Here is a 19,334-nt window from a genome sequence, read left to right as displayed (position 1 = left end):
TCCATGAAAATAGGTATCATAGGCCTTGGAAAAATGGGGCAAAACCACTTAAATGAACTTAGTAAAAATTCTCATTTTAAACTTAATGCACTTTTTGATCTTTGCAAAAATCCAAATCTAAATATTTTTGATGATATTTTTTATGATGATTTGGATAAATTTTTAAATCAAAATAATGATATTATCATCATAGCAACACCTACAAATTCACATTTAGCAATAGCAAAAAAAATTTTTAAACAATGCAAATGCGTTTTAATCGAAAAGCCTTTAGCTCTAAATTTAAAAGAAATAGACGAAATTTCAAATTTAGCTAAAGAATACAGCGTAAAAGTAGGCGTAGGTTTTTGTGAAAGATTTAATCCTGCGGTTTTAGCCCTAAAAAAAGAGCTTGAAAATGAAGAAATTATCAGCATTAACATACAAAGATTTTCACCCTACCCGCAAAGAATCGGCGATGTAGGAATTTTGCAAGATTTGGCTGTGCATGATCTTGATTTGCTTTGTTTTTTAAGCAAACAAGAAATAACAAAAACCAATTTGCTTAAAAAATACACCCAAGATCAAACAAGAGAAAGTGAAAGCATTATTCTATGTGGGCTTGAAAAATGTATTGCTAGCATACATCAAAGTTGGAATAGCACACAAAAACTAAGAAAAATTCATCTTATTACTAAAAATCATTTTTATGAAGCCAATTTAAATGATTTTTCTTTATTAAAAGATGGAAATTTTATAGAACTTACTCAACAAAGTCCACTTTTTTCAGAACACGAAGCTTTGTTAAAACTTATCGATAATCAACCCAATCATCTAGCCAGCACGAGCGATGCTTACAAAGTTCAAGAAATTTTAGAAAGGTTTGCGTGAAATTAGTTTTATTTTTAAATATGGGCGGAGCTACAAATTTACAAGATTGTGAAGTTTTTTTAAAAAATATGTTTAATGATCCTTATATTTTAGGAATCAAAAATCGATTTTTAAGAAAATTTGTAGCATGGATCATAACAAAGGCTCGCGTTAAAGCCATGCAAGAAAACTATAGAAAAATGGGTGGAAAATCCCCTTTAAACGAACTTACTCAAAGCCTGTGTAATAAACTTAATTTAAAACAAGATGAATTTAAATTTGATTTTGTAAATCTTTATGTGCCTCCTTTTGCCACAGAAATTTTGCAAAAATACACTTTAAATGAAAATGATGAAATTATTCTTTTTCCACTTTATCCGCACCATTCTTGCACCACAGTAACTTCATCTTTAGAAGTTCTGCAAAATGAAATTTCAAAGCAAAAAATTCAAGCAAAAGTAAAAACTATAGATATTTTTTACAAAAATGAGCTTTATAATGAGATGATAGTTTCGCACATTTTGGATAAAAAAAGTAAATTTGATGCCAAAATTTTGATTTTTTCAGCGCATTCTTTACCACAAAGCATTATTGATAAGGGTGATTTATACGAAAAGCATGTAAATAATCATGTAGAAATTTTAAAAGAAAAATTAAAAGATCATTTTGATGAATTTATTTTAGCTTATCAGTCCAAACTAGGCCCTGTAAAATGGCTTGAACCAAATACAAGCGATATTTTGGCAAATTTAAACGATAAAGCTTTGATTTATCCTATTTCTTTTTGCATTGATTGTTCTGAAACGATTTTTGAACTAGGTATGGAGTATAAACATTTAGCAAAATGTGATTATGATTTAATAAGTTGTCCTAATGATAGTGATGAATTTATGGAATTTATTTTAAAATATTTATCTGATCTTAACCAAGAATGAATTTGAGACCCTTGTCTATCATTTTTTTAAAGATTAACAAGGACTTTTTGGTAAAAATTTAGTTGACTAAGCCAAAGTATAAGCTTTTTCTCCGCGCAAACTCACATCTAAGCCTTTTTGTTCTACTTCTTCTTTCGCTCTTAAGTCTACAAAATAAGAAATGATCTTAAAAATAATAAAGCTTATGAGAGCTGAAAAACATACAAATCATAATAGCAAGAATTTGCTCTTTTAAAAGCTCTAAACTTCCACTGATAAAAAATCTCGCCAAGCGCATTTTAAGCAATCACATTAGGATTTACTTTAGCACTTGCAAAAAGCCCTGTAGCAATTCCTCCCCAAACACCTCCGATTCCGTGTAAAGAAAAAGTATCTAAAGAATCATCCCATTTGAGTTTGTATTTAATAAAACTCAAACCAAAATAACAAAATACAGAAAGACAAAGCTCCTATAACAAGAGAAGCATAAATATCTACATAACCGCAAGCTGGAGTAATCCCTACAAGCCCGCTAAGTCCACCTAAAATAGTTGGTTTTTTCATGGATGAGCCACTCAAGCACTACCTAAGATAAAAAGCCACAAGCTGCTGATATAATACTTAACTATAAAAGCATTGATAGTATTACCATTCATTTCACCAACGCTTCCAGCATTAAAACCCAGCCATCCTATAAAAAGCAAAATCGCACCTAAGAAAGCATAAGAATAGAATGCGCGTTTTTATCCTCATCATCGCTTTTTCCAGCACCCACCATCAAAGCTCCTACAAGTCCAGCAACCCCAGAGCCAATATGCACAACACCATCCCCAGTAAAATCAAGACTTCCTCTTTTAAGCAAAAACCCCTCGCTACTCCGAATCATATGCACTAACACATCATAAAATAAAGTACTCCAAAAAAGCAAAAATATCACCAAAACACCCAGTTTAATTCTTCCTGCCAAAGAGCCTGTTATGATGTCAGATGCAATAAGTGCAAACATCATTTAAAAAATCACAAAAAGAATATTTAGAACACCTGAAGCATTGTATCCGCTAATACCCTCTAAGAGAAAATTCTCGAAATTTCCTACAAGCCAAAGTCCTTCATCTTTACCAAAAGAAAGGCTAAATCCAAGCACTACCCATTGTAAAGCAATGACACTAAAAACAATAAAGCAATTCATTATGGTATTGAATGTATTTTTACTTCTTACCATACCCAAATAAAACATTGCTAAAGCTGGAGTCATAAGCAAAACTAGCAGAGTACACAATACAATAAAACTTGAATTTACCGCATTCGCTTACCTACCCTTTCTTACAAAATATAATTACAAGATAATTATATTTAAAATGATTTAAAAAATATAAATTTAAGAAATATTTTATATATTTTTTTATAAAAGTTTATTTTTTTATTTTAAATTACTATAAATAGGGATTTAAAAAATATTTTACTTCTCTATGATTCAAATTTACTAGCATTAAAATACAAATTTGGGCCAAGCTAAAAAACAACAAAGATAAAAAAGGATTATTGTAAGATGATGAAGAAAAAATTTGATTATTTAATAAAATTATCTAATATTAAAAAAGTAATTGCGCTTTAAAATGATCTAAAAGCTCTTCTTGAGCTTTTAAAATATCATCGGTATTTAACTCAAAATCAATCTTGTCTGGTTTTTTATAAGTTTTATCATAATACTCCAAAAGCATAACAATAAGCTTTTGCCATTCTTTTTTCTCATAACTTTGAAGCAATTCTTGGCGTAAATTTAAGCTGATATAAGGGCTGATTTTTTGCACACATTGTTGAAATTTTAAAGGAGTCATTTTTTCTTGATAAATTTTTTGTATTCTTTTAACGCGATTTTCCAAAGAACAAAAACAATAAATTTTAAAAGCCTTTTGCATTTTTTCATAAAATTTCAAAGGTAAGATGATATCCCCTATTTTGCGACTTTCACTTTCTATGAAAGCAAAATTTTCTAAATTTTGCATATTGTGAAAAAGTTCTGCTTCAAAAGCTTTTTGCGTAGGTTGTTTTCCTAAAATATCACCAAAAGATGAGCCTAAATGATTTGCCATTTTTTCTAAATTTATAGCTTGTGGGAGTTGTTCTAAAAGCTCTGTTTTTCCACAGCCTGTATTGCCGCAAAGAGCAAAAAAATCAAAATTTATTTCATTTTCAAAATAACGCGTTACAAAAGTTCTATAAGCTTTAAAGCCACCTTTTAAACGCACCACTCTAAAACCAAGCTCACTTAAAATCACTGCGATAGATTTTGAACGCAAACCCCCACGAGAACAATAAATCCCCACCTTTTCTCCTATGCGAAAATTTTGAGTGATTTCTAATATATGTTTAGCGGTATTTTGACAAATATAACTCGCACCCCTAGCCTTGGCTAAAGCTTGATTTTTCTTATAAATCGTTCCTATTTCCTGATATTCTTCATCATTGAGTGCATAAAAATTTAAAGCTCCTATCAAATGAGAATGCAAAAATTCTCTAGGGCTTCTTGCATCGATTAAAAGAGAGAAATTTTCTTTTTGAAATTCTGTAAATTCAACTTCACTGAGCATTTTTAAAAGCCAAAACAAGTTTTTGATAAACTTGCTCGATATTAGTGCCACAAACCCTAGTTTCTCCTATGGTTGTGATAAAATTTGTATCTCCTGCCCAGCGTGGCACTAGATGATAATGACAGTGAAAAGCTATGCCAGCTCCTGCATCTTTGCTTAAATTCATACCGATATTGACCCCATTTGCATGAATTTGCTCTTTTAAAATTTTCACTCCCAAACGCACAAAATGGCTCATTTCTTGCCAAATTTCATCGCTTAAATTTTCTATATGCTCTTCATGTACATAAGGAATCACCATAAAATGCCCCGCAGAATAAGGATAGCGGTTCATCACTCCAAAACAATGCTTTGCTCTAAAAATCACACCTAATTCTTTATCACTTTTGATCTTATTAGTACAATCACAAAATGGACAAACAGTTTTTTCTTTTTCAAAATACTCACTCCGCCATGGTGCATACAAATATTGCATTTTCCCTCCTTAAAGCAAAGCTTTTAAAGCCTTTCCTTCATCTTCCTCACGCATAAAATATTCGCCGATTAAAAAAGCATCAACGCCTAAATTTTGTAAATGCTCTAAAAATTCTTTATTTTCTAAACCACTTTCTGCGATGATGATTTTTGAATTTGGGATTTGTGGGATAAGTTTTTCGCACAAACTCATATCCATAGTAAAATCCTCTAAATTACGATGATTGATACCGATAATATCCGCTCCAGCAAAAATAGCCTTACTCAAATCCTCTTTATCATGAATTTCAACCAAAGCCTCAAGACCTAAATGTCTTGCAAACTCAAGCAGTTTTTTAAGCTCTTTCATGCTTAGCATTTTAGCGATTAACAATACAAAATCTGCCCCATAAACCAAAGCTTCTAAAATTTGATACTCATCAAAGATAAAATCTTTTCTAAGTAAAGGAATTTGTGTATAACGGCGTATAAGACTTAAGTATTCTAAAGAACCTTTAAAAAAATGTGGCTCAGTCAAAACAGAAATCGCCGCAGCTTTGTTCTTCTCATAATTTAAAGCGATACTCAAAGGATCAAAGTCTTCTCTAATGATTCCCTTGCTAGGACTTGCTTTTTTTACTTCTGCTATGATTTTAACTTCTTTTTCTACTCTTTTTAAAGCTTTAATCACATCTTTTGGAAAGAAAGGATTTGAAGCTAAAGAACGCCCTAACATATCATAAGGAAGTTTTAGTTTGCGTTCTTTTAAATCTTCTTTTGTTTTTTCAAAAATTTTATCCAATATCATGGTTTTACACACGCCTTTATCGCTTTTATATGAGCTTTACTCTCATCAGAATTTGCAAATTCTTTATCATCTAATGTTTGTTTTAAAATTTCCCATGCTTGCTTACAATTGCCTAGTTTATAATACCCCCAAGCTAAAGAATCTAAATAATACAAATTCTGTGGATCTTTTTCTAAGGCAAGTTTCACAAGCTCTATACCTTTTTTAACATCTAAATCATAATCTATAAGCAAATATCCATAGTAGTTTAAATACAAAGCATTGCTATCTTTATCGATAGCCTGTTCGAATTTTTCTTTTACAGAATCAATTACTTTTGGAGTGATTTTTTTAGCTTCATTTGCAGCTTCAAATTCAAAAACTGCCGCTCGTAGAAGATATTCTTTATTTTTTGTTTTATGATAAAGAGCTAAACTCATTTTTTTAGCATCATCAAAGCGTTTTAAATTCTGATACAAAGCAAGTTTAATATCATCATCTAAATCATACTTCAAAGAAATTTTTAAAGCTTCTTCTGTTTTGCCTTGAGAATTTAAAAGCTCAACCAAAGCCAATGCAAAACTTTTATTTTTGGTAAGTTGATAAAGCTCTTTATATATACTTTTTAAAGCTTCGATATTTTTTTCATCAAAATAAATTTTAGCAAGCAAAACGCAAGTTTTGAGAGTGCAACCATTGGTTTTTCTTGAAAATTCTAAAACATTTTCAATATTTAAAGTATCATTTAAAATCGCATAAATTCCTATGAGTTTAAATAAAATTTCTTCGTTTTGCACTTGATTATAAGCAGATCTATAGTACTTTGTGGCATTTTTTAAATCATTTTTTTTAACCAAAATATCTCCGTAAAGCTCTAAATTTCTAGGATCACTATCCTTTTTTGTTAAAAGCTCTTTCATAAGTTTTTGAGCATTATTGATATCATTTGAATTTAAAGCATAAAGAGCACTAAGTCGCTTAAGATTGTCATTTTGATTTAAATAAGGCTTTGCTAGATTATTTAACTCTGCTTGCTTGTCAAGATTGTTTGCCAAAGTAAGTAAAAATGCATTTTCTAAAAAATTAGCATTATTATAATCTTGATAAAGACTTAAAAATTCATCTCTGGCTTCTTTGTATTGTTTATAATACTCATAATTATAAGCCTTCATAACCCTTAAATCAAAATCATTGCTTTTATATTTTGTATAATCAGGATAAACAACATTGATTTTTGAACTTCCACAAGCTGCCAAAAAAAAGGCTACTAAGACAAATAACAAATACCTATACATTCTTTTTCTAATTCCTTTTGATGTGTTTTAAAATATTCCCAAAATGGAAAAGTTCTGCATTGTTTTGGACGAAAATCGTAGATACTGCAATTTCTTTTTTGAGTATCAAAAAAAATGCAAGCAAAGCCATCTTCAAATTCGACTTCCTTAAAACTCATTTTAAAGCCCACTTTTCTCAAGTATTTTTCAGCAAATTCTTTGCTTTCTAAATTTAAATGCTTTCTTAATGCTTCTAATTCTTCCTTGCTCGCAAAAATATTGCCACTTTCTCCAGTGCAACACTTTCCACCGCATTTCTCACAAGCATTTTCATCAAAAGCATAAGAAAAATTTTTATCAAATATCATAACTTTTTAACCTAAATCTTAAGTGAATTTCTTGCATTTGTTTGCTTAAAATTTCATTTTCATATACAAAAAAAGGAGGTAAAATCTCACAAGGCGATTTTGAACCTTTTTTTACCTGTATCAAAACAAGTCTTGCTTTTTTGTTTTGATGTGTATGTACAAAGCAAAGCTTTGTTATTTTTATTTTCATATCTTTTAAAATAAAACAAATTTCATCTAAAGCTAAAGCTTCATAGCAAAAATACAAAGTACCATTTGGCTTAAGCATAGAATTTGCTTTAGTTAAAAAGCTATGCAAGGGTAAAAATTCCTGAAATTTACTTATAGCTTTATGCTGATCTTCACTCTTGTAAGCTCCTTGTCTATAAAATGGAGGATTGCAAACTATGAAGTCAAATTTTTTTATGCTTTGAAATTGATTGAAATCATCATGAAAAATATCGCCTTGTATTTGGTTGGATTTTAAATTTTTTTCAATCAATTTTATATTTTCTTTTTGAATATCAATCAAAGATAAACTTAAATTTGCAATATTTTTTTTAAGTAAAATACCTATGATACCACAGCCTGCACCTACATCAAAAACAGCGCCTTTAATTCCTTGTTTTAAAATAAAATCAGCTAAAATTAAAGAATCACTATTGTAACGATACCCTTGTGATAATTGTGCTAGCGTAATCAAATCTGACATATATTTTAATGCGTTGGAATTTTAATGCGTTTTGGAGGTTGTTCTTTAAATATATTTTGTTCTTTTGTTATATTATTATCTTCTTTAAAATTTACTGGGCTTTGTGCTGTCAAAAAAGAAATTACAAAAGTTATAAAAAAAGCAATTTTTATCATAATAACACCTCATAAAATGGTGTCCACGGCGAACACCTAACAATAACTATAAAATACCATAAAATATAAATTTTAAATATTTCAAATTTAATTTGGCTACAAAATGGCTACAAAAATTAAAATATAAAAATAGGTTTTTCTTTCTTTTCTATTTTTTCATTTAATATATCTGCAGTTTCAAAATTATACCATAAAGTTGGATTAATTGCATCTTTTGCTAATTCTTCAGCTTCACTTCCATTTCCACCTTCATTATCAGAATCATCGCTTTGCTCATTTATCATATCAGGAGTATCTGCTGTAATGCTTTGAACAACATCAAAAATCTTACTAGCTCCACTTAGTAAATTTCCAATAATATTTAAAGTTGATTCAAAAGTTGACATTTCTTGTGCTGCTTGTGCTGTATTTTTTGTAAAATCTGCAGCTAAATTCCAATTATTAGCACCCCAAGCACCTAAAAAATTAACCAAACCCCAAACAGCATTAAGAATTGAAAATATTTTATTTCCAGTAAGTGAACCCACGGCTAAACCTAAACTAATTCCTAGTGTGATACCCGCAGCTACACCTTCGCTAACCCCTATCAATGTTCCTAGCCATGCACCTTGCCCGCCAATCCACCAAGTAGCTACAGCCAAAACGATAGTAACAATAGGTACTAAAAAGCTTAAAATTCCTTTGCTTGATTTTTCGTATACATAAAGATAATAAAAACTATCCCATAATGCAAACCATCTATCTCTACGCCCATAAGGCAAATTTGAACTTTTTCTATATAGTGGATATACGCTTGGCGTAACACTTGTATCTTTTTTACCAAAGCTTTTATTACTTGGATATGAATAAGCTATATAAGGCTCTTCATAACAAACTAAATTAAAACTATTATAAAAACATAAAGGAGTTGCATATTTGCATTTATAATTTTCTTTTATTGAGTTAAATACTTCAAAAAAAGATATCTTTTTGCTTGTTAAAGTATAATATATTTTACTCGGATCACTTTCCCTAGTTTTTTGTGCTTTCTCATATACATTATAGGTTATTTCTACTTTTTCAATTCTAAATATACTCTCATTTAACTCCTTAAAATCACTAAAAAATTTTTCAACATCAATGCATAATTTTTTATAAGGTTTTCCAAAAGTTGGTTTAAATTCAACATTTTCTACCTTAATTTCTGGTATTTTAATATCATCAATACTAGGATATACCCATTCATTATTTTTTTGAATAGTTTGAGAAAAAATAACTACTTCTATATCATTTATAAGCATGTCATAATTTATATTTTCCAATGCCTTATTTAATATATCTTTGAAATTTATTTTTTCATCAATATAAAAAAATCCTTTTCCATTATATTTCCAAGCTTTTTCTTTTTCAAATAAAAGAGCTAAATTATTTGGAAAACCATAATAATACTGCACACTTCCTAAATTATAATTAGTTCTTATTTCGCAAATATCATGATATATTCCATTTTCACTACTAGGATCTCCCTGATAAGGTTTGTATGGATCTTGCCCTACGAAAAATTGGTTAAGTCCTAAATCATTATAGTTTTCCTTATTATAAGGTGCAGTGCTAGAACTTTTAATGTTATATTTTTTCACTATATACGAATTTTTAAATAGCGGATGGTTTATATTTTGAATTTGACTTCTACCTTTTCTTACAAGTTGTTTATGTAAAAGCTCAACATATTTATTTACCCCTATCATAGCATAGGTAAACCATTGTTTATATACTTCTTGTGTATCTAATTCTCCTATGTTTGATGGATAAGCAGGCTTAAGAGTATAATTTCTCATAAGCCTTTTTTCATCTATAAGCATTATGAAGACTTTTCTATATTTTCTATCTTTTCTTTAACAAGCTTCATAATTTCTTGTGGTATATCAAGACCACCGGTACAATATCCAAATTGAACACTCTGTGTAACTTTTGCAGCTTCTATTCTTAAATTATCATCTATCTGTGAAGTTTGTCTAGCTATTAATGCAGGTTTTGCTTTTTCTGTTTCTGTTTGAGCTCTTAAAAGTAAAGCTTTTTCAGCGTTAAGCTCGTTTTCATCGCCTTGTAAAATCATGGATAAAGCTGTATTTTGACTTTGAGCCACTATGGTTTGTCCAACACTTACCAACGCTTGTGCCAAGCTTTGAAATTGTTGGTCATTTCTTATAACATTATCGTTTCCAAATTGTTCTAAAAGCTTTTTAAATTCTCCAAATGGAGATTTTTCTGCTAAACTCATTTCTAAAATTTGCGGATAAATTTCTTTAAATGCTTCAAGTCTTTTGTTGTAATCAACATTTGTATTACTCATTATTTAGCTCCTTTATTTTGCTTATCTGAATTTCACACTGTTTGTATTTGTAAAAAAGCATAGAATAAGCATTTAAAATATCTAGTTCATTTTTTGCCTTTGGCTTTTCAAGGGGGCTTAATGTTAGTAGTTCTTGCGGAATTCTTACTTTTTGAATTTCTATTTTGGTTACTACTTGTTGAGTTTGCATCCCACAACCTATCAACGACATCGTTAAAAAGCTTGGTAATATTATTTTCATTGCTTTTATAAATGTATTCTTTAACATATTGCACCCTTTCTTGTACTTGATTTTTTTGATTGTTTGCTTCATTTAAAGCCTTTAATTCTGTTTTATGAATTTGCGTAAGTTCTTTTAGCCTTGCTTCGTTGTTTTTATTAATCTCTAAAGCTAAGGCTAAATCACTTCGACTTTTTTCTAATTTTGCTTGAGTGCTATCAAGTCTTAGATAAAAATATCCTGCTAAGATTGCCATTAATACTAAAGCGATATAAAGCTTTGCATTTCCAAATAAAAGATTTATCATATTTTGTTTTAGAAGTTTAAGTAAGGTTTTTGTATAATACCCCTAAGGGTTAGCCGTAGGTCTGACCCCCTATGGCTAAATTCCACCCGCGAAAGGTGGTGATATAAATGTCATACCAGAAGTTTATAATTATAATTATACTACTTTGTGTAATTATAGTCAAGGCTTATTAGCCTTGCCCCGCAAAAGCGGGGTGTAAACTTTAACCTACTTAAACTTTTATCTCCTTTCTATGCTAACTCATTTGTTATTTCTAATTTAATGTCTTCAAGATTTTTACCATACACCAAATCATAAAATTCTTTACAAGCTTGTCTGCTTTGTCCTATGCTTTCGTTATTGTTATCTTTGGTAAGTCCTAGCAAAATACAACCTTGTGTGTCTTTATCAGTGTTTCCCCAGTGTATTAAAATTGCACGACTTGAAGGAACTTCATCATTATAAACATTTATCATTTCATCATCATTTTTTCCTGTTATTTCTCTTAAAGTGTTTTCAAATCTTGAAGGTGTGTGTCTTCTTAAATTATAATTTCCTTCAGGTATTCTTAAATCTTTGCCACTCTCTAAGCCTTCTTTGTCTTCTTCCAAAGAAAAGCATTCAAAAAGAATTTTATCATCATCTAAAACCTTAAATTTACCAATAACGCAAGTTTTGCCAGTATATCTTCTATTAATTGTTACTTTCACTATAATTCCTTTAATTTTTTATACAATTTATTTGGATTTGAGCTTCCTGCATTCATATCTCCTAGCTTAACCAAACCACCTATTTGTAAAGCCCTAACTATGATTTCAGAGCAAAACCATCTATCTTCACTATCTTTTGTAAATGTGAAAAATCCTAGAATTCCTAAAAAATCATATTTTTTCCCTATTTGAGAGTAGAGAAATTCTTTTATTTTTGCTTCATTTGCATTATTAATTTCTATAAAATCCCATCTACCAGTGTCTTTAAATTCTTTTATTCTTACGCCTTTATCTCTAGGACTTGAGCTAATCATTAAATTATCTAAGATTATTTCACAATGAGAATAGGATTTTAAAAAATCTCCATTTAATCTTTCTTTCCAAGATGAAGTAAAAAAAGCTATTGTTTTATCAAGAAAAGTAGCTTTATCATTTCCTTTAACTCTATAAAATGCAATTTTCATTAATTTTCCTTTCTTTTTATCAATGTTGCTAATTCTGTGTTTTCATATCTTTTGATTTCAAATTTCAATTCATCAATATTTTTATCAAGCTTATCAAGTTTATCTCCTAAAATTTTAGAGTGCAAATCAATGATTTTATTTGAGCTTTCTAATTGCGCTTTTGATGTGTCTAAGTGTGCTTCAGCTATTTTATTGCTGATTTGAATTTCTTTTAATATATTGTTATTGTTTTCATTATTTTTTCTTTCAATATTTTTAATTTCTACTAAAATACCTTGTGTTTTATCTGTTTTTTGAAATAAAATATAAGCAAAATAAGAAACAGCACAAAGGCAAAAGAATAAAAAAGCAACTATTCCACCATCTTTTAAAACATTGAATAACTCATTCATTTTTTACCCCTTAGCTCAAAATTTAAATCATCTAATCTATCTTTGATGTGCTCTAATTTTTCTAAAATTCTTTCTTTATCAAATCTACAATCTTCCATGCGACCTTTAAAAAGCTTATAATTTATAATTAAACTTAATAAAAAAATTACAAATAAAGTGCCAAAGGGTGTAAGTCCTTCTACATCTTTGGCAAAGCTTGTAATCATAGTTGTGTTAAAATCCATCACTCATCCCATTTAATACTTTGAATTTCTTCTAATGTTTGAGCTTGCTCGACTTTATCTTTAATAGTTCTAGCTTTAATTGTGTTTGTATTAACAGAATTTGCCATAATACCGCCAAGCTCGATTAATTCTTCTAGAGTAAAAGGCACAGCTTCATTATCTTTTGAAATCCAAACAAAGCCTTCAGGAAGTTGTTTTGTAATTGCAAAAAGACTAACAGTGCTTGTAAGCAAGTTTCTATCTTTTTCCGCACTTTGAAAGATTTTATCTTTATAAGATACTCCGCCTTCGATAGCGTTATTTTTAGCTTTATCAATTTCATCTTTTTTAAATTCTTTAGCGTATTTAAGCTTTGCATCTTCGCTTGAAGCTTGACAAAACATTGAAAAATACTCTTTTAAAAGTTCAGTTTCATTTGAATTAATAAGAACTTCTTTAACCGCTTCTAATCCTGCGTTAAGCTCATCTTGAGTTAAATCATTGATAAAATCTTTTACTTGAAATATAGATTTATCATTGGCATAAGGTTGAGTATTTTCAATTTTATAATTTAGTTTTCTATTAACTTTAGCTAATAAATCATTATTTTTTATAGCATTCTTGATAGATGCTACAGAAATATTAGTTTCACTACCTGTTTTATTTAGTATAATCATCTTTACTCCTTATTTTGGTGTTATAAATTGACCGGTATTTGATAATTGACCAGGTGTAATATTTGTATATCTACTTTGATTAAGTGTAATTTTTTCAGGGTCGTAAATATTAGCAACATTAAACCCTTTATCAATAAGAAATACAATATTTTTTTCGCTACCATTCATAACTATTTTTTGGTGAGTATTTAAAATTGTTCCAAAAACTAAACTATATAATACACCTAGACAATTAGTTGTAAAATTTGTAGTAGAATTGATTGCAGCATCAATATCTAAAGTTGTTCGAGAAAATCCAAATCCAGATATATTAGAATTGCTAGTAGCGTTAATATTAATACTTAAATCAGCGTTCATTAAAATTTTACCTGATGAATTATGAATTAAAAATCCAAAAACATCTTTTGCAGTGTAATCATAGTCGATTTTAATTCTACTAAATATATAGCCAAAGCATCTTTCAAAAACGAAGGTGGCTGGATCTTCATCATTATTGATAAAATTAATCTCTCCGCCATCTATTTCTAATTCACATACACTAAAATCAATTCTTCTTATATTATCAATTTTAATAACATTTAAAAATTTTATTTTAGATCTAGAAAATTGTATTTTTGCGTCTTTTTGCGAACAATTTAACTTCACTCCTATGTATGGTGTAGTACATTCACTACCTCTTAAAAATACATTATTAACAACACATTCATTTTCGGATTCTGAAAATATTTTAACAAAAGACAAATCTGAACCCGTCGGAATTGAAATTGGCTTATCCCAAACCCATCCAGTTTTTAAAGTGATACTAATGAAATTATAACCATTTGCTGGATGATACTTGCTTGATTCAATTATTGCCTTTTCTAAAGTATTAAAATGCGTATCAGTTTCCTTGCCGCTACCCACTGTCCATTCTAAATTTTCAGTTAAAAGTTTAGGTTTTTTATTAAGATCAGCTGTTATGCTTTCTTTAGCTTGTTCTAAAGCTGTTATTTTTTCTCCTTGCTCTGTTTTAGCTTGTTCTATTTGAAATAATGCTTCTTCTTTAGTGCTATTAAATTCTGAAGTTGCTTGACTGAATTCTCCAAGTGCTTCTTCTTTTTTACTTGATATTTCAGATGTAGCTGTATTTTTAGCTTCATTAACAGCGTTTAACGATGTATCTTTTAATTGTGAAATTTGACTTGTAGCTGTATTTCTTGCTGTTTGCACTTCTTGCAAGGCATTAGATTTTGCGCTCTCTAATGCAGCTGTTATTTCTGTGTTTTTATTATCTAATAAATCCAAAGCACCATCGTACTTTTCTCTTAACTCTTGTAAGCTTTGTGATGCTGAATTTAAATCACTTGCAACTTGTTCTAAGTCTGCCATTATTTACTCCTTATAACTTAATTTAATTATTTTTTTATCAAGTAAGACATTTTCTATTGAAAAAATGTGAGAATAAATTCCGCCCAAATTGTCTTTTATAATTTCATCAAATTTAGCTAGTTTTTCTTCGCTAGCAGTATTTAACTTACCTATATTTTCATCTGTTTTACTTTGTATGTTTGCTATACTTTCTTCGCTAAGCGAATTAATTGCTCTTAATTTTTCATTAGCATTAGAATTAAAATCATTAAGTTTGTTTTGATAATTTGAATTAAACTCATTTATTAAAGTATCTAAAGCTGATTTTCCTTGTGCTATGATAAGTTCTATTTGATTTTTTTGAGCTAATATTCCGCTTGTTTCATCTGTAATATCACTTGATACTTTCTTCATCTCATCGATAATACTTTGTTTAAGCTCTAATAAATAGCTTTCAATAGCTGTTTTGTCGTTAGAAAGTTCAGTTCTTGCTACTTCTGTTAATCTTCCTAAATCTTCATTAGCTATTTTTGCTCTTTCTATAAAATTAGCCAAAGCTGTATCTGTTGTATTTTTAGTATTTTCATAAAGAGTTTGCATTTGCTCTTTTAAAAGATTTATATCGCTAAGTTTTGCTTGAATGCTAATATCTATTTCATTGGCTTTTAAATCAAGCTCACCTTTTAATCTATCATTATAACTTTGTAAATCAAGCTTTAAATTATCAATTTGAATTTTAAAATCTTTAATAATCTGTGTATAACTTTTTAAATCATTTGCAAATTCTTTAGAAGCTAAAATTGCATTATTTAAATCGTTTATCGTTTCATCAGCTTTATTAACAATTTCAATAGCTTCTAAGACATCTTCATATTTTCCTACTATTTCATCTTCTAATTTTTCGCAACGCTTTAGTAGATTAATCATATTTTGATTTAATCTTTGATTTTCAAAAAGAATAGTGTTTATTTTAAGCTTTATTGTTGCTTCAGCATCATTGACTATATCTTGTACTTCTGATTTTACATTTTTAAAATCATTGGTTATGGATATAATCTCATTCTTTGTTGCTATAATATTTGAAACAAGCTTATTTACAAGCTCTATATTAGAATGCAAATCATCTTTAATACTTTGTGCGTGTTCTAATTCTTGTAAAATTTGCTCTTTAAGCTCTATGGATAAATCTAAATAGGATTTAGTAAGATTTTTGTTTTCTTCTACTTTTTCAAGTCCTGCATTAAAATCAACAGCTATATCATAATATTCTTCGAGTTTTATTTTTATGATTTCAAAATTTTTATTAAACTCGTTAAGTTCAGGATATTTTTCTTTAACAATATTAACGCCATTATTTATGTTTTTTTCCGACTCTATAATGTTATTATAGATATTTTCTATATTATTTAAAGTATCGTTTATTTTATTGCTTATTTTTTCTATTTCATCTTTTTTGTTTTTAACAAAATCAGCATTACTTTGTGTAAGTTCGCTATTTTCTATAACTAAATTTTTAAGCTCTAAAGTTTGAGTATAAAAGTTATTAACTTGTTCTTTTAAGCCTATAATTTCTTCTATTCTAGTATTATCCAAAGCAGTAGCAACATCTGAAATTCTTGCTAAAACTTGATTTATAATTTCAAGTTTTTCTCTACCTGTTTTTAATTCATTTAAGCTTGTTCCCATTTTTAACCTTCATAATAATCACTATCTTTAATTCTCTTTTCACAAAAGAAAAGCAGATCATCCATGGCTAAAAGCCATTTTTTATCATCTAAATAAGCTATAAAATCAGCACTATTTATACTTTGCACATAGTCTTTATAACTCAAAGCTCTATTAAATTTTTTTGTGAAATTACACTCACAACCATATTCTTTCATCATCAAGCTCCTTGCCATCATTAGCTATATACTCATAAATTATCTTGTCACATAATGCCAGAAAGTCTTTTTCTTCGCATCTTGTAATCAAATAACAAACATAATTAATCACAGCAAAACTAAGTGTTTCATCTATCATTAAATGTTCTTTTTCATTGTCAAAATCAGGCTCATCAGGAATAATCAAAAAATGATTATTTCTAACTTGCCTAAAAACTTTTTCGCCTTGCTCTACATTTTTTAAAAGAACACTAGGAACACATTTTGATAAAATATAATAAAATGCTTCCATAAAATAGGCTTTCAAAACTTCATCATCTTCTATCATTTTGTAAGAATTTTTAACTTTAGCGATAATGAGTTTTTTAGCCATAATACAAAGCATTATGCACCTTTTGCTGCTTTTAAAACCGCTTTAGCCTTTGCATTATTTCCACTAGTTAATCCCACTCCTATAGCAAAAGCATCAGCATTTCTTACTTCTAAAGTGCTTTGCGTATAAAATCTTTTTGCTTTTGCAGTAATATCAGTTGGAACATCTTCAATCATAGTAGGAATATAAAGCCCATGTTTCATATACTCAAAATCTCCAGCAATTAAAACATCACCCAAACCATATTTAGGGCTTAATAATCTATGCATATGGAAATTTACCGTTCCAAAATCTGTTTCAAGGCTTACTACTTGTCCTGCTAGTTTTGTTTCATTGCCTAAAATTCTTGTAGCAAATTTGTTAATAGTTCCTTTTAAGTCAGCTCCTAAAAAGACATCTTTAGGCGTAACTCCGCTATTCCAAATGGTTTGCAAAATTTGATTAAGTTTATCTTCTGTTAGTTCTGTTGCAGTTCCGCTCCAATCTCCTGTTTCATCAAAAGCTAACACATTTCCACGCTTTCCATCAGCAAAGCTATCTTTTCCTTTAGCGATATAATGAAAAAGTCCAGCCATTTCTCCACTTGTTGCTTCTTGTGCTTGAACATAATCTTTGAAAACTGATTTTTTTACATCACTATCTCTGCCTAGACCAAATAAAGCATATTCCATATCCATTTTATGTTCTTTGGTTTTTTTGCCTATTTGATACTCCATTTCATTGCCACCATATTGATTTGCTTTTAACAAAGCTTTTGATACCATGGCTTCGGTAATGAATATTTGAGTAGCATTTGTGGTTTTTTGAGCTGTGTTTTTTGTTTCACCTACAAATTTACTTAACTCTAAATTTGCATTCTTTTTTGGTTCTTCAAAAGTATCAGTAATCCAACTATGAGTTAAAGGATTTGTAACCTTTGAAGTACCTATTTTATTTAAAATTGGTGTTTCAGTAGCTCCAATTTTAATAATCGTTTCATATATTGATTGTTTTAATTTAACATTTTCAGTTGCGGGTGAGGTATGTCCCATTGAAGGTAAAGCCATTTTTGAATTCTCCTTAGTTTAGTTTTAAGGATTTTTCCAAAAATGACTATTTCAAATATAGTGTGTTTTGAAATGATTTTAAATAAAAATTTATTTTATGAGACTTTTAAAATCGGATATATCATTAACTGTTTTAAAAAATTTAAGAAAAGGACGAATATCTCTCTTTATAGACATATATAAGCTTTCACATAGGTTTTCCATACTTAAATTTATTTCATCACTATGTTTTCTATTTGCTTCTTGTAGCTCATAATAAACCCATGGAGAATATATGGTATTGTTATTGCAATGCTCTTTGTTATCAATAAATATAAAATACCTAGCAGATTCTATAATATTTCTTAGCGAGGATTGTAGCATGATATGTAAATTAGCAAGTAAGTATTCTTCATTATCGGCTTTAAGTTCTTTTTTAATATATCTTAATATTTCCCTATAATTACCCCAAACATAAGAATCTACAAAAGCATTAACTTTACATTTTTCCTTCAAAAAATTCTTAAGTTGTATTGCCTTGTCTTTTTCTTGACTAAAATGTGATATAAAAACATCATATTTTTTTTCTGTTCCAAAAAAATATTCTTGTAGTTTATCGCCATCAATAGTGTTATTATCGCTAAATATTTTTATTGCTTCATAGTTATAATTATTTGAACTTTTGCGGTCGTATACAGATTCTTTAATGTTTAGTTCATCAATCAAAAAACATTGCATATTTTACTCCTTATTTTAACGCCTAATTATATTATAATACTAATTAATATTAAGTAAAATATAAAAATATTACAAGGATAGATTTATGGAAAAAGAAAAAATCATTATTGAAGAGCTCAAAATGATACAAGATATTATTAAAAGAATGGCTGATAATTCTTTTAAGCTTAAAAATTGGTGCTTAACAGTAGTAGTAGTTACCATGCTTTTTCAACAAGGGGTTGATAATCTTATACCCATAATCCCACTTTTTAGTTTTTGGTTTCTAGATTCATATTATTTATATATAGAGAGAGAATTTAGAGACTTGTATAATATAAAAGTAAGACAATTTAACAATAGTGCCAATTTGAAACAATCTATGCAGAGTCATTTTGTTTTTGAAATTAATGGAAAATTTACATTTAAAAAATTATTTATTGTTGGATTTTCTAAGACTATATTATATTTTTATGGGGTGGTTTTAATTTTGATATTACTTGTTAAATATAAAAAAATTGTTTTTAATTTTGTTGATAATTTAATCATCTCCATTGGTGCTACTCACGCTTAAAGTGTCAGTATTAAGCCTAGCTTTAGTGCGTATCGGCTAAGCTAGGGGC

25 protein-coding genes and 1 pseudogene are annotated in these 19,334 nt (G+C 28.8%); 3 read left to right on the top strand and 23 right to left on the bottom strand.

Features of this window, described 5'->3' with window-relative positions; all coding sequences use genetic code 11:
* The first annotated feature begins 3 nt into the window (after positions 1–3).
* Positions 4–870, top strand: coding sequence for a Gfo/Idh/MocA family protein (locus AJ932_RS03445; protein WP_002861237.1), 867 nt, complete (start codon positions 4–6; stop codon positions 868–870).
* Positions 867–1,784 carry a ferrochelatase gene (hemH, locus tag AJ932_RS03440; protein WP_002861236.1) on the top strand — a complete coding sequence of 306 codons (918 nt, stop codon included), beginning with the start codon at positions 867–869 and terminating at the stop codon, positions 1,782–1,784. The genes AJ932_RS03445 and hemH overlap by 4 nt, the downstream gene beginning before the upstream one ends.
* Positions 1,785–1,850: 66 nt before the next feature.
* Here hemH and AJ932_RS10765 read toward each other — a convergent pair.
* From AJ932_RS10765 to AJ932_RS03325, 23 genes and pseudogenes are all read right to left on the bottom strand, one after another.
* Positions 1,851–3,018, bottom strand: a pseudogene (locus AJ932_RS10765) (ammonium transporter).
* 337 nt (positions 3,019–3,355) lie between these two features.
* Positions 3,356–4,354, bottom strand: a complete 999-nt coding sequence (gene mnmH / locus AJ932_RS03425; protein ID WP_002861230.1) for a tRNA 2-selenouridine(34) synthase MnmH — start codon at positions 4,352–4,354, stop codon at positions 3,356–3,358.
* Positions 4,344–4,829: an HIT family protein gene (locus tag AJ932_RS03420; protein WP_002861229.1), complete on the bottom strand. Its 486-nt coding sequence runs from the start codon at positions 4,827–4,829 to the stop codon at positions 4,344–4,346. The genes mnmH and AJ932_RS03420 overlap by 11 nt, the downstream gene beginning before the upstream one ends.
* A 9-nt stretch (positions 4,830–4,838) precedes the next feature.
* Positions 4,839–5,615, bottom strand: a complete 777-nt coding sequence (gene trpC, locus AJ932_RS03415; RefSeq protein ID WP_070278855.1) for an indole-3-glycerol phosphate synthase TrpC — start codon at positions 5,613–5,615, stop codon at positions 4,839–4,841.
* Entirely contained in the window at positions 5,612–6,889 is a 1,278-nt protein-coding gene (locus tag AJ932_RS03410) for a tetratricopeptide repeat protein (protein ID WP_044779941.1), read from the bottom strand. Before AJ932_RS03410 ends, trpC begins: the two co-directional genes overlap by 4 nt.
* Entirely contained in the window at positions 6,862–7,236 is a 375-nt protein-coding gene (locus tag AJ932_RS03405) for a YkgJ family cysteine cluster protein (protein ID WP_002933038.1), read from the bottom strand. Before AJ932_RS03405 ends, AJ932_RS03410 begins: the two co-directional genes overlap by 28 nt.
* Complete coding sequence (locus AJ932_RS03400; RefSeq protein ID WP_002861225.1) at positions 7,226–7,927, bottom strand: tRNA1(Val) (adenine(37)-N6)-methyltransferase; 702 nt, start codon at positions 7,925–7,927, stop codon at positions 7,226–7,228. Before AJ932_RS03400 ends, AJ932_RS03405 begins: the two co-directional genes overlap by 11 nt.
* 5 nt (positions 7,928–7,932) lie before the next feature.
* Entirely contained in the window at positions 7,933–8,082 is a 150-nt protein-coding gene (locus tag AJ932_RS03395) for a hypothetical protein (RefSeq protein ID WP_002857548.1), read from the bottom strand.
* 116 nt (positions 8,083–8,198) lie between these two features.
* A complete protein-coding gene (locus AJ932_RS03390) occupies positions 8,199–9,923 on the bottom strand; it encodes a hypothetical protein (RefSeq protein ID WP_070278857.1) in 1,725 nt (574 codons plus the stop codon).
* Positions 9,923–10,414 carry a hypothetical protein gene (locus tag AJ932_RS03385; RefSeq protein ID WP_002861686.1) on the bottom strand — a complete coding sequence of 164 codons (492 nt, stop codon included), beginning with the start codon at positions 10,412–10,414 and terminating at the stop codon, positions 9,923–9,925. The genes AJ932_RS03390 and AJ932_RS03385 overlap by 1 nt, the downstream gene beginning before the upstream one ends.
* Complete coding sequence (locus AJ932_RS10075; protein ID WP_002796174.1) at positions 10,407–10,604, bottom strand: hypothetical protein; 198 nt, start codon at positions 10,602–10,604, stop codon at positions 10,407–10,409. Before AJ932_RS10075 ends, AJ932_RS03385 begins: the two co-directional genes overlap by 8 nt.
* Positions 10,522–10,941 (bottom strand): DUF1374 domain-containing protein, encoded by a 420-nt coding sequence (locus AJ932_RS03380; RefSeq protein WP_070278859.1) that lies wholly within the window; start codon positions 10,939–10,941, stop codon positions 10,522–10,524. The genes AJ932_RS10075 and AJ932_RS03380 overlap by 83 nt, the downstream gene beginning before the upstream one ends.
* Positions 10,942–11,171: 230 nt before the next feature.
* Positions 11,172–11,630, bottom strand: coding sequence for a DUF5675 family protein (locus AJ932_RS03375; RefSeq protein ID WP_070278861.1), 459 nt, complete (start codon positions 11,628–11,630; stop codon positions 11,172–11,174).
* On the bottom strand, positions 11,630–12,094 hold the full coding sequence (locus AJ932_RS03370; RefSeq protein WP_070278863.1) for a hypothetical protein: 465 nt from the start codon (positions 12,092–12,094) through the stop codon (positions 11,630–11,632). Before AJ932_RS03370 ends, AJ932_RS03375 begins: the two co-directional genes overlap by 1 nt.
* Complete coding sequence (locus tag AJ932_RS03365) at positions 12,094–12,486, bottom strand: hypothetical protein (protein WP_044778781.1); 393 nt, start codon at positions 12,484–12,486, stop codon at positions 12,094–12,096. The genes AJ932_RS03370 and AJ932_RS03365 overlap by 1 nt, the downstream gene beginning before the upstream one ends.
* The gene (locus AJ932_RS03360) at positions 12,483–12,710 is read right to left on the bottom strand and encodes a hypothetical protein (protein WP_052798802.1); all 228 of its coding nucleotides are present in this window, start codon (positions 12,708–12,710) and stop codon (positions 12,483–12,485) included. Before AJ932_RS03360 ends, AJ932_RS03365 begins: the two co-directional genes overlap by 4 nt.
* Positions 12,710–13,366 (bottom strand): DUF4376 domain-containing protein, encoded by a 657-nt coding sequence (locus AJ932_RS03355; protein WP_070278865.1) that lies wholly within the window; start codon positions 13,364–13,366, stop codon positions 12,710–12,712. The genes AJ932_RS03360 and AJ932_RS03355 overlap by 1 nt, the downstream gene beginning before the upstream one ends.
* A 9-nt stretch (positions 13,367–13,375) precedes the next feature.
* A complete protein-coding gene (locus AJ932_RS10760; RefSeq protein ID WP_070278867.1) occupies positions 13,376–14,734 on the bottom strand; it encodes a coiled-coil domain-containing protein in 1,359 nt (452 codons plus the stop codon).
* A 3-nt stretch (positions 14,735–14,737) separates the two neighbouring features.
* Positions 14,738–16,399 carry a hypothetical protein gene (locus AJ932_RS03345; RefSeq protein ID WP_070278869.1) on the bottom strand — a complete coding sequence of 554 codons (1,662 nt, stop codon included), beginning with the start codon at positions 16,397–16,399 and terminating at the stop codon, positions 14,738–14,740.
* 2 nt (positions 16,400–16,401) lie between these two features.
* The gene (locus AJ932_RS03340) at positions 16,402–16,596 is read right to left on the bottom strand and encodes a hypothetical protein (RefSeq protein WP_070278871.1); all 195 of its coding nucleotides are present in this window, start codon (positions 16,594–16,596) and stop codon (positions 16,402–16,404) included.
* Positions 16,577–16,981, bottom strand: coding sequence for a hypothetical protein (locus AJ932_RS03335; protein ID WP_070278873.1), 405 nt, complete (start codon positions 16,979–16,981; stop codon positions 16,577–16,579). The genes AJ932_RS03340 and AJ932_RS03335 overlap by 20 nt, the downstream gene beginning before the upstream one ends.
* Entirely contained in the window at positions 16,981–18,015 is a 1,035-nt protein-coding gene (locus AJ932_RS03330) for a DUF5309 family protein (protein WP_070278875.1), read from the bottom strand. Before AJ932_RS03330 ends, AJ932_RS03335 begins: the two co-directional genes overlap by 1 nt.
* A 90-nt stretch (positions 18,016–18,105) precedes the next feature.
* Positions 18,106–18,732, bottom strand: coding sequence for a hypothetical protein (locus AJ932_RS03325; protein WP_070278877.1), 627 nt, complete (start codon positions 18,730–18,732; stop codon positions 18,106–18,108).
* A gap of 85 nt (positions 18,733–18,817) precedes the next feature.
* On the opposite strand from AJ932_RS03325, the gene AJ932_RS03320 reads away from it, so the two are divergent.
* On the top strand, positions 18,818–19,285 hold the full coding sequence (locus AJ932_RS03320) for a hypothetical protein (protein ID WP_070278879.1): 468 nt from the start codon (positions 18,818–18,820) through the stop codon (positions 19,283–19,285).
* Positions 19,286–19,334: the final 49 nt, after the last annotated feature.

Source organism: Campylobacter sp. BCW_6873, assembly GCF_001762365.1.
GTDB classification, from domain to species: domain Bacteria; phylum Campylobacterota; class Campylobacteria; order Campylobacterales; family Campylobacteraceae; genus Campylobacter_D; species Campylobacter_D jejuni.
The sequence above is the reverse complement of the archived record's forward strand: the minus strand, read 5'-3'. Positions and strand labels throughout refer to the sequence as shown.

Excerpts from the sequence above, each read along its gene's own strand:
- AJ932_RS03360 (WP_052798802.1), bottom strand. The coding sequence starts at position 12,710 with ATGGATTTTAACACAACTATGATTACAAGCTTTGCCAAAGATGTAGAA.
- AJ932_RS03395 (WP_002857548.1), bottom strand. The coding sequence starts at position 8,082 with ATGATAAAAATTGCTTTTTTTATAACTTTTGTAATTTCTTTTTTGACA.
- AJ932_RS03325 (WP_070278877.1), bottom strand. The coding sequence starts at position 18,732 with ATGCAATGTTTTTTGATTGATGAACTAAACATTAAAGAATCTGTATAC.
- AJ932_RS03380 (WP_070278859.1), bottom strand. The coding sequence starts at position 10,941 with ATGATAAATCTTTTATTTGGAAATGCAAAGCTTTATATCGCTTTAGTA.
- AJ932_RS10075 (WP_002796174.1), bottom strand. The coding sequence starts at position 10,604 with ATGCAAACTCAACAAGTAGTAACCAAAATAGAAATTCAAAAAGTAAGA.
- AJ932_RS10760 (WP_070278867.1), bottom strand. The coding sequence starts at position 14,734 with ATGGCAGACTTAGAACAAGTTGCAAGTGATTTAAATTCAGCATCACAA.
- AJ932_RS03385 (WP_002861686.1), bottom strand. The coding sequence starts at position 10,414 with ATGAGTAATACAAATGTTGATTACAACAAAAGACTTGAAGCATTTAAA.
- AJ932_RS03330 (WP_070278875.1), bottom strand. The coding sequence starts at position 18,015 with ATGGCTTTACCTTCAATGGGACATACCTCACCCGCAACTGAAAATGTT.
- AJ932_RS03390 (WP_070278857.1), bottom strand. The coding sequence starts at position 9,923 with ATGCTTATAGATGAAAAAAGGCTTATGAGAAATTATACTCTTAAGCCT.
- AJ932_RS03335 (WP_070278873.1), bottom strand. The coding sequence starts at position 16,981 with ATGCTTTGTATTATGGCTAAAAAACTCATTATCGCTAAAGTTAAAAAT.
- trpC (WP_070278855.1), bottom strand. The coding sequence starts at position 5,615 with ATGATATTGGATAAAATTTTTGAAAAAACAAAAGAAGATTTAAAAGAA.
- AJ932_RS03365 (WP_044778781.1), bottom strand. The coding sequence starts at position 12,486 with ATGAATGAGTTATTCAATGTTTTAAAAGATGGTGGAATAGTTGCTTTT.
- AJ932_RS03445 (WP_002861237.1), top strand. The coding sequence starts at position 4 with ATGAAAATAGGTATCATAGGCCTTGGAAAAATGGGGCAAAACCACTTA.
- AJ932_RS03345 (WP_070278869.1), bottom strand. The coding sequence starts at position 16,399 with ATGGGAACAAGCTTAAATGAATTAAAAACAGGTAGAGAAAAACTTGAA.
- AJ932_RS03355 (WP_070278865.1), bottom strand. The coding sequence starts at position 13,366 with ATGATTATACTAAATAAAACAGGTAGTGAAACTAATATTTCTGTAGCA.
- mnmH (WP_002861230.1), bottom strand. The coding sequence starts at position 4,354 with ATGCTCAGTGAAGTTGAATTTACAGAATTTCAAAAAGAAAATTTCTCT.
- AJ932_RS03405 (WP_002933038.1), bottom strand. The coding sequence starts at position 7,236 with ATGATATTTGATAAAAATTTTTCTTATGCTTTTGATGAAAATGCTTGT.
- AJ932_RS03400 (WP_002861225.1), bottom strand. The coding sequence starts at position 7,927 with ATGTCAGATTTGATTACGCTAGCACAATTATCACAAGGGTATCGTTAC.
- AJ932_RS03340 (WP_070278871.1), bottom strand. The coding sequence starts at position 16,596 with ATGAAAGAATATGGTTGTGAGTGTAATTTCACAAAAAAATTTAATAGA.
- AJ932_RS03320 (WP_070278879.1), top strand. The coding sequence starts at position 18,818 with ATGGAAAAAGAAAAAATCATTATTGAAGAGCTCAAAATGATACAAGAT.
- AJ932_RS03410 (WP_044779941.1), bottom strand. The coding sequence starts at position 6,889 with ATGTATAGGTATTTGTTATTTGTCTTAGTAGCCTTTTTTTTGGCAGCT.
- AJ932_RS03370 (WP_070278863.1), bottom strand. The coding sequence starts at position 12,094 with ATGAAAATTGCATTTTATAGAGTTAAAGGAAATGATAAAGCTACTTTT.
- AJ932_RS03420 (WP_002861229.1), bottom strand. The coding sequence starts at position 4,829 with ATGCAATATTTGTATGCACCATGGCGGAGTGAGTATTTTGAAAAAGAA.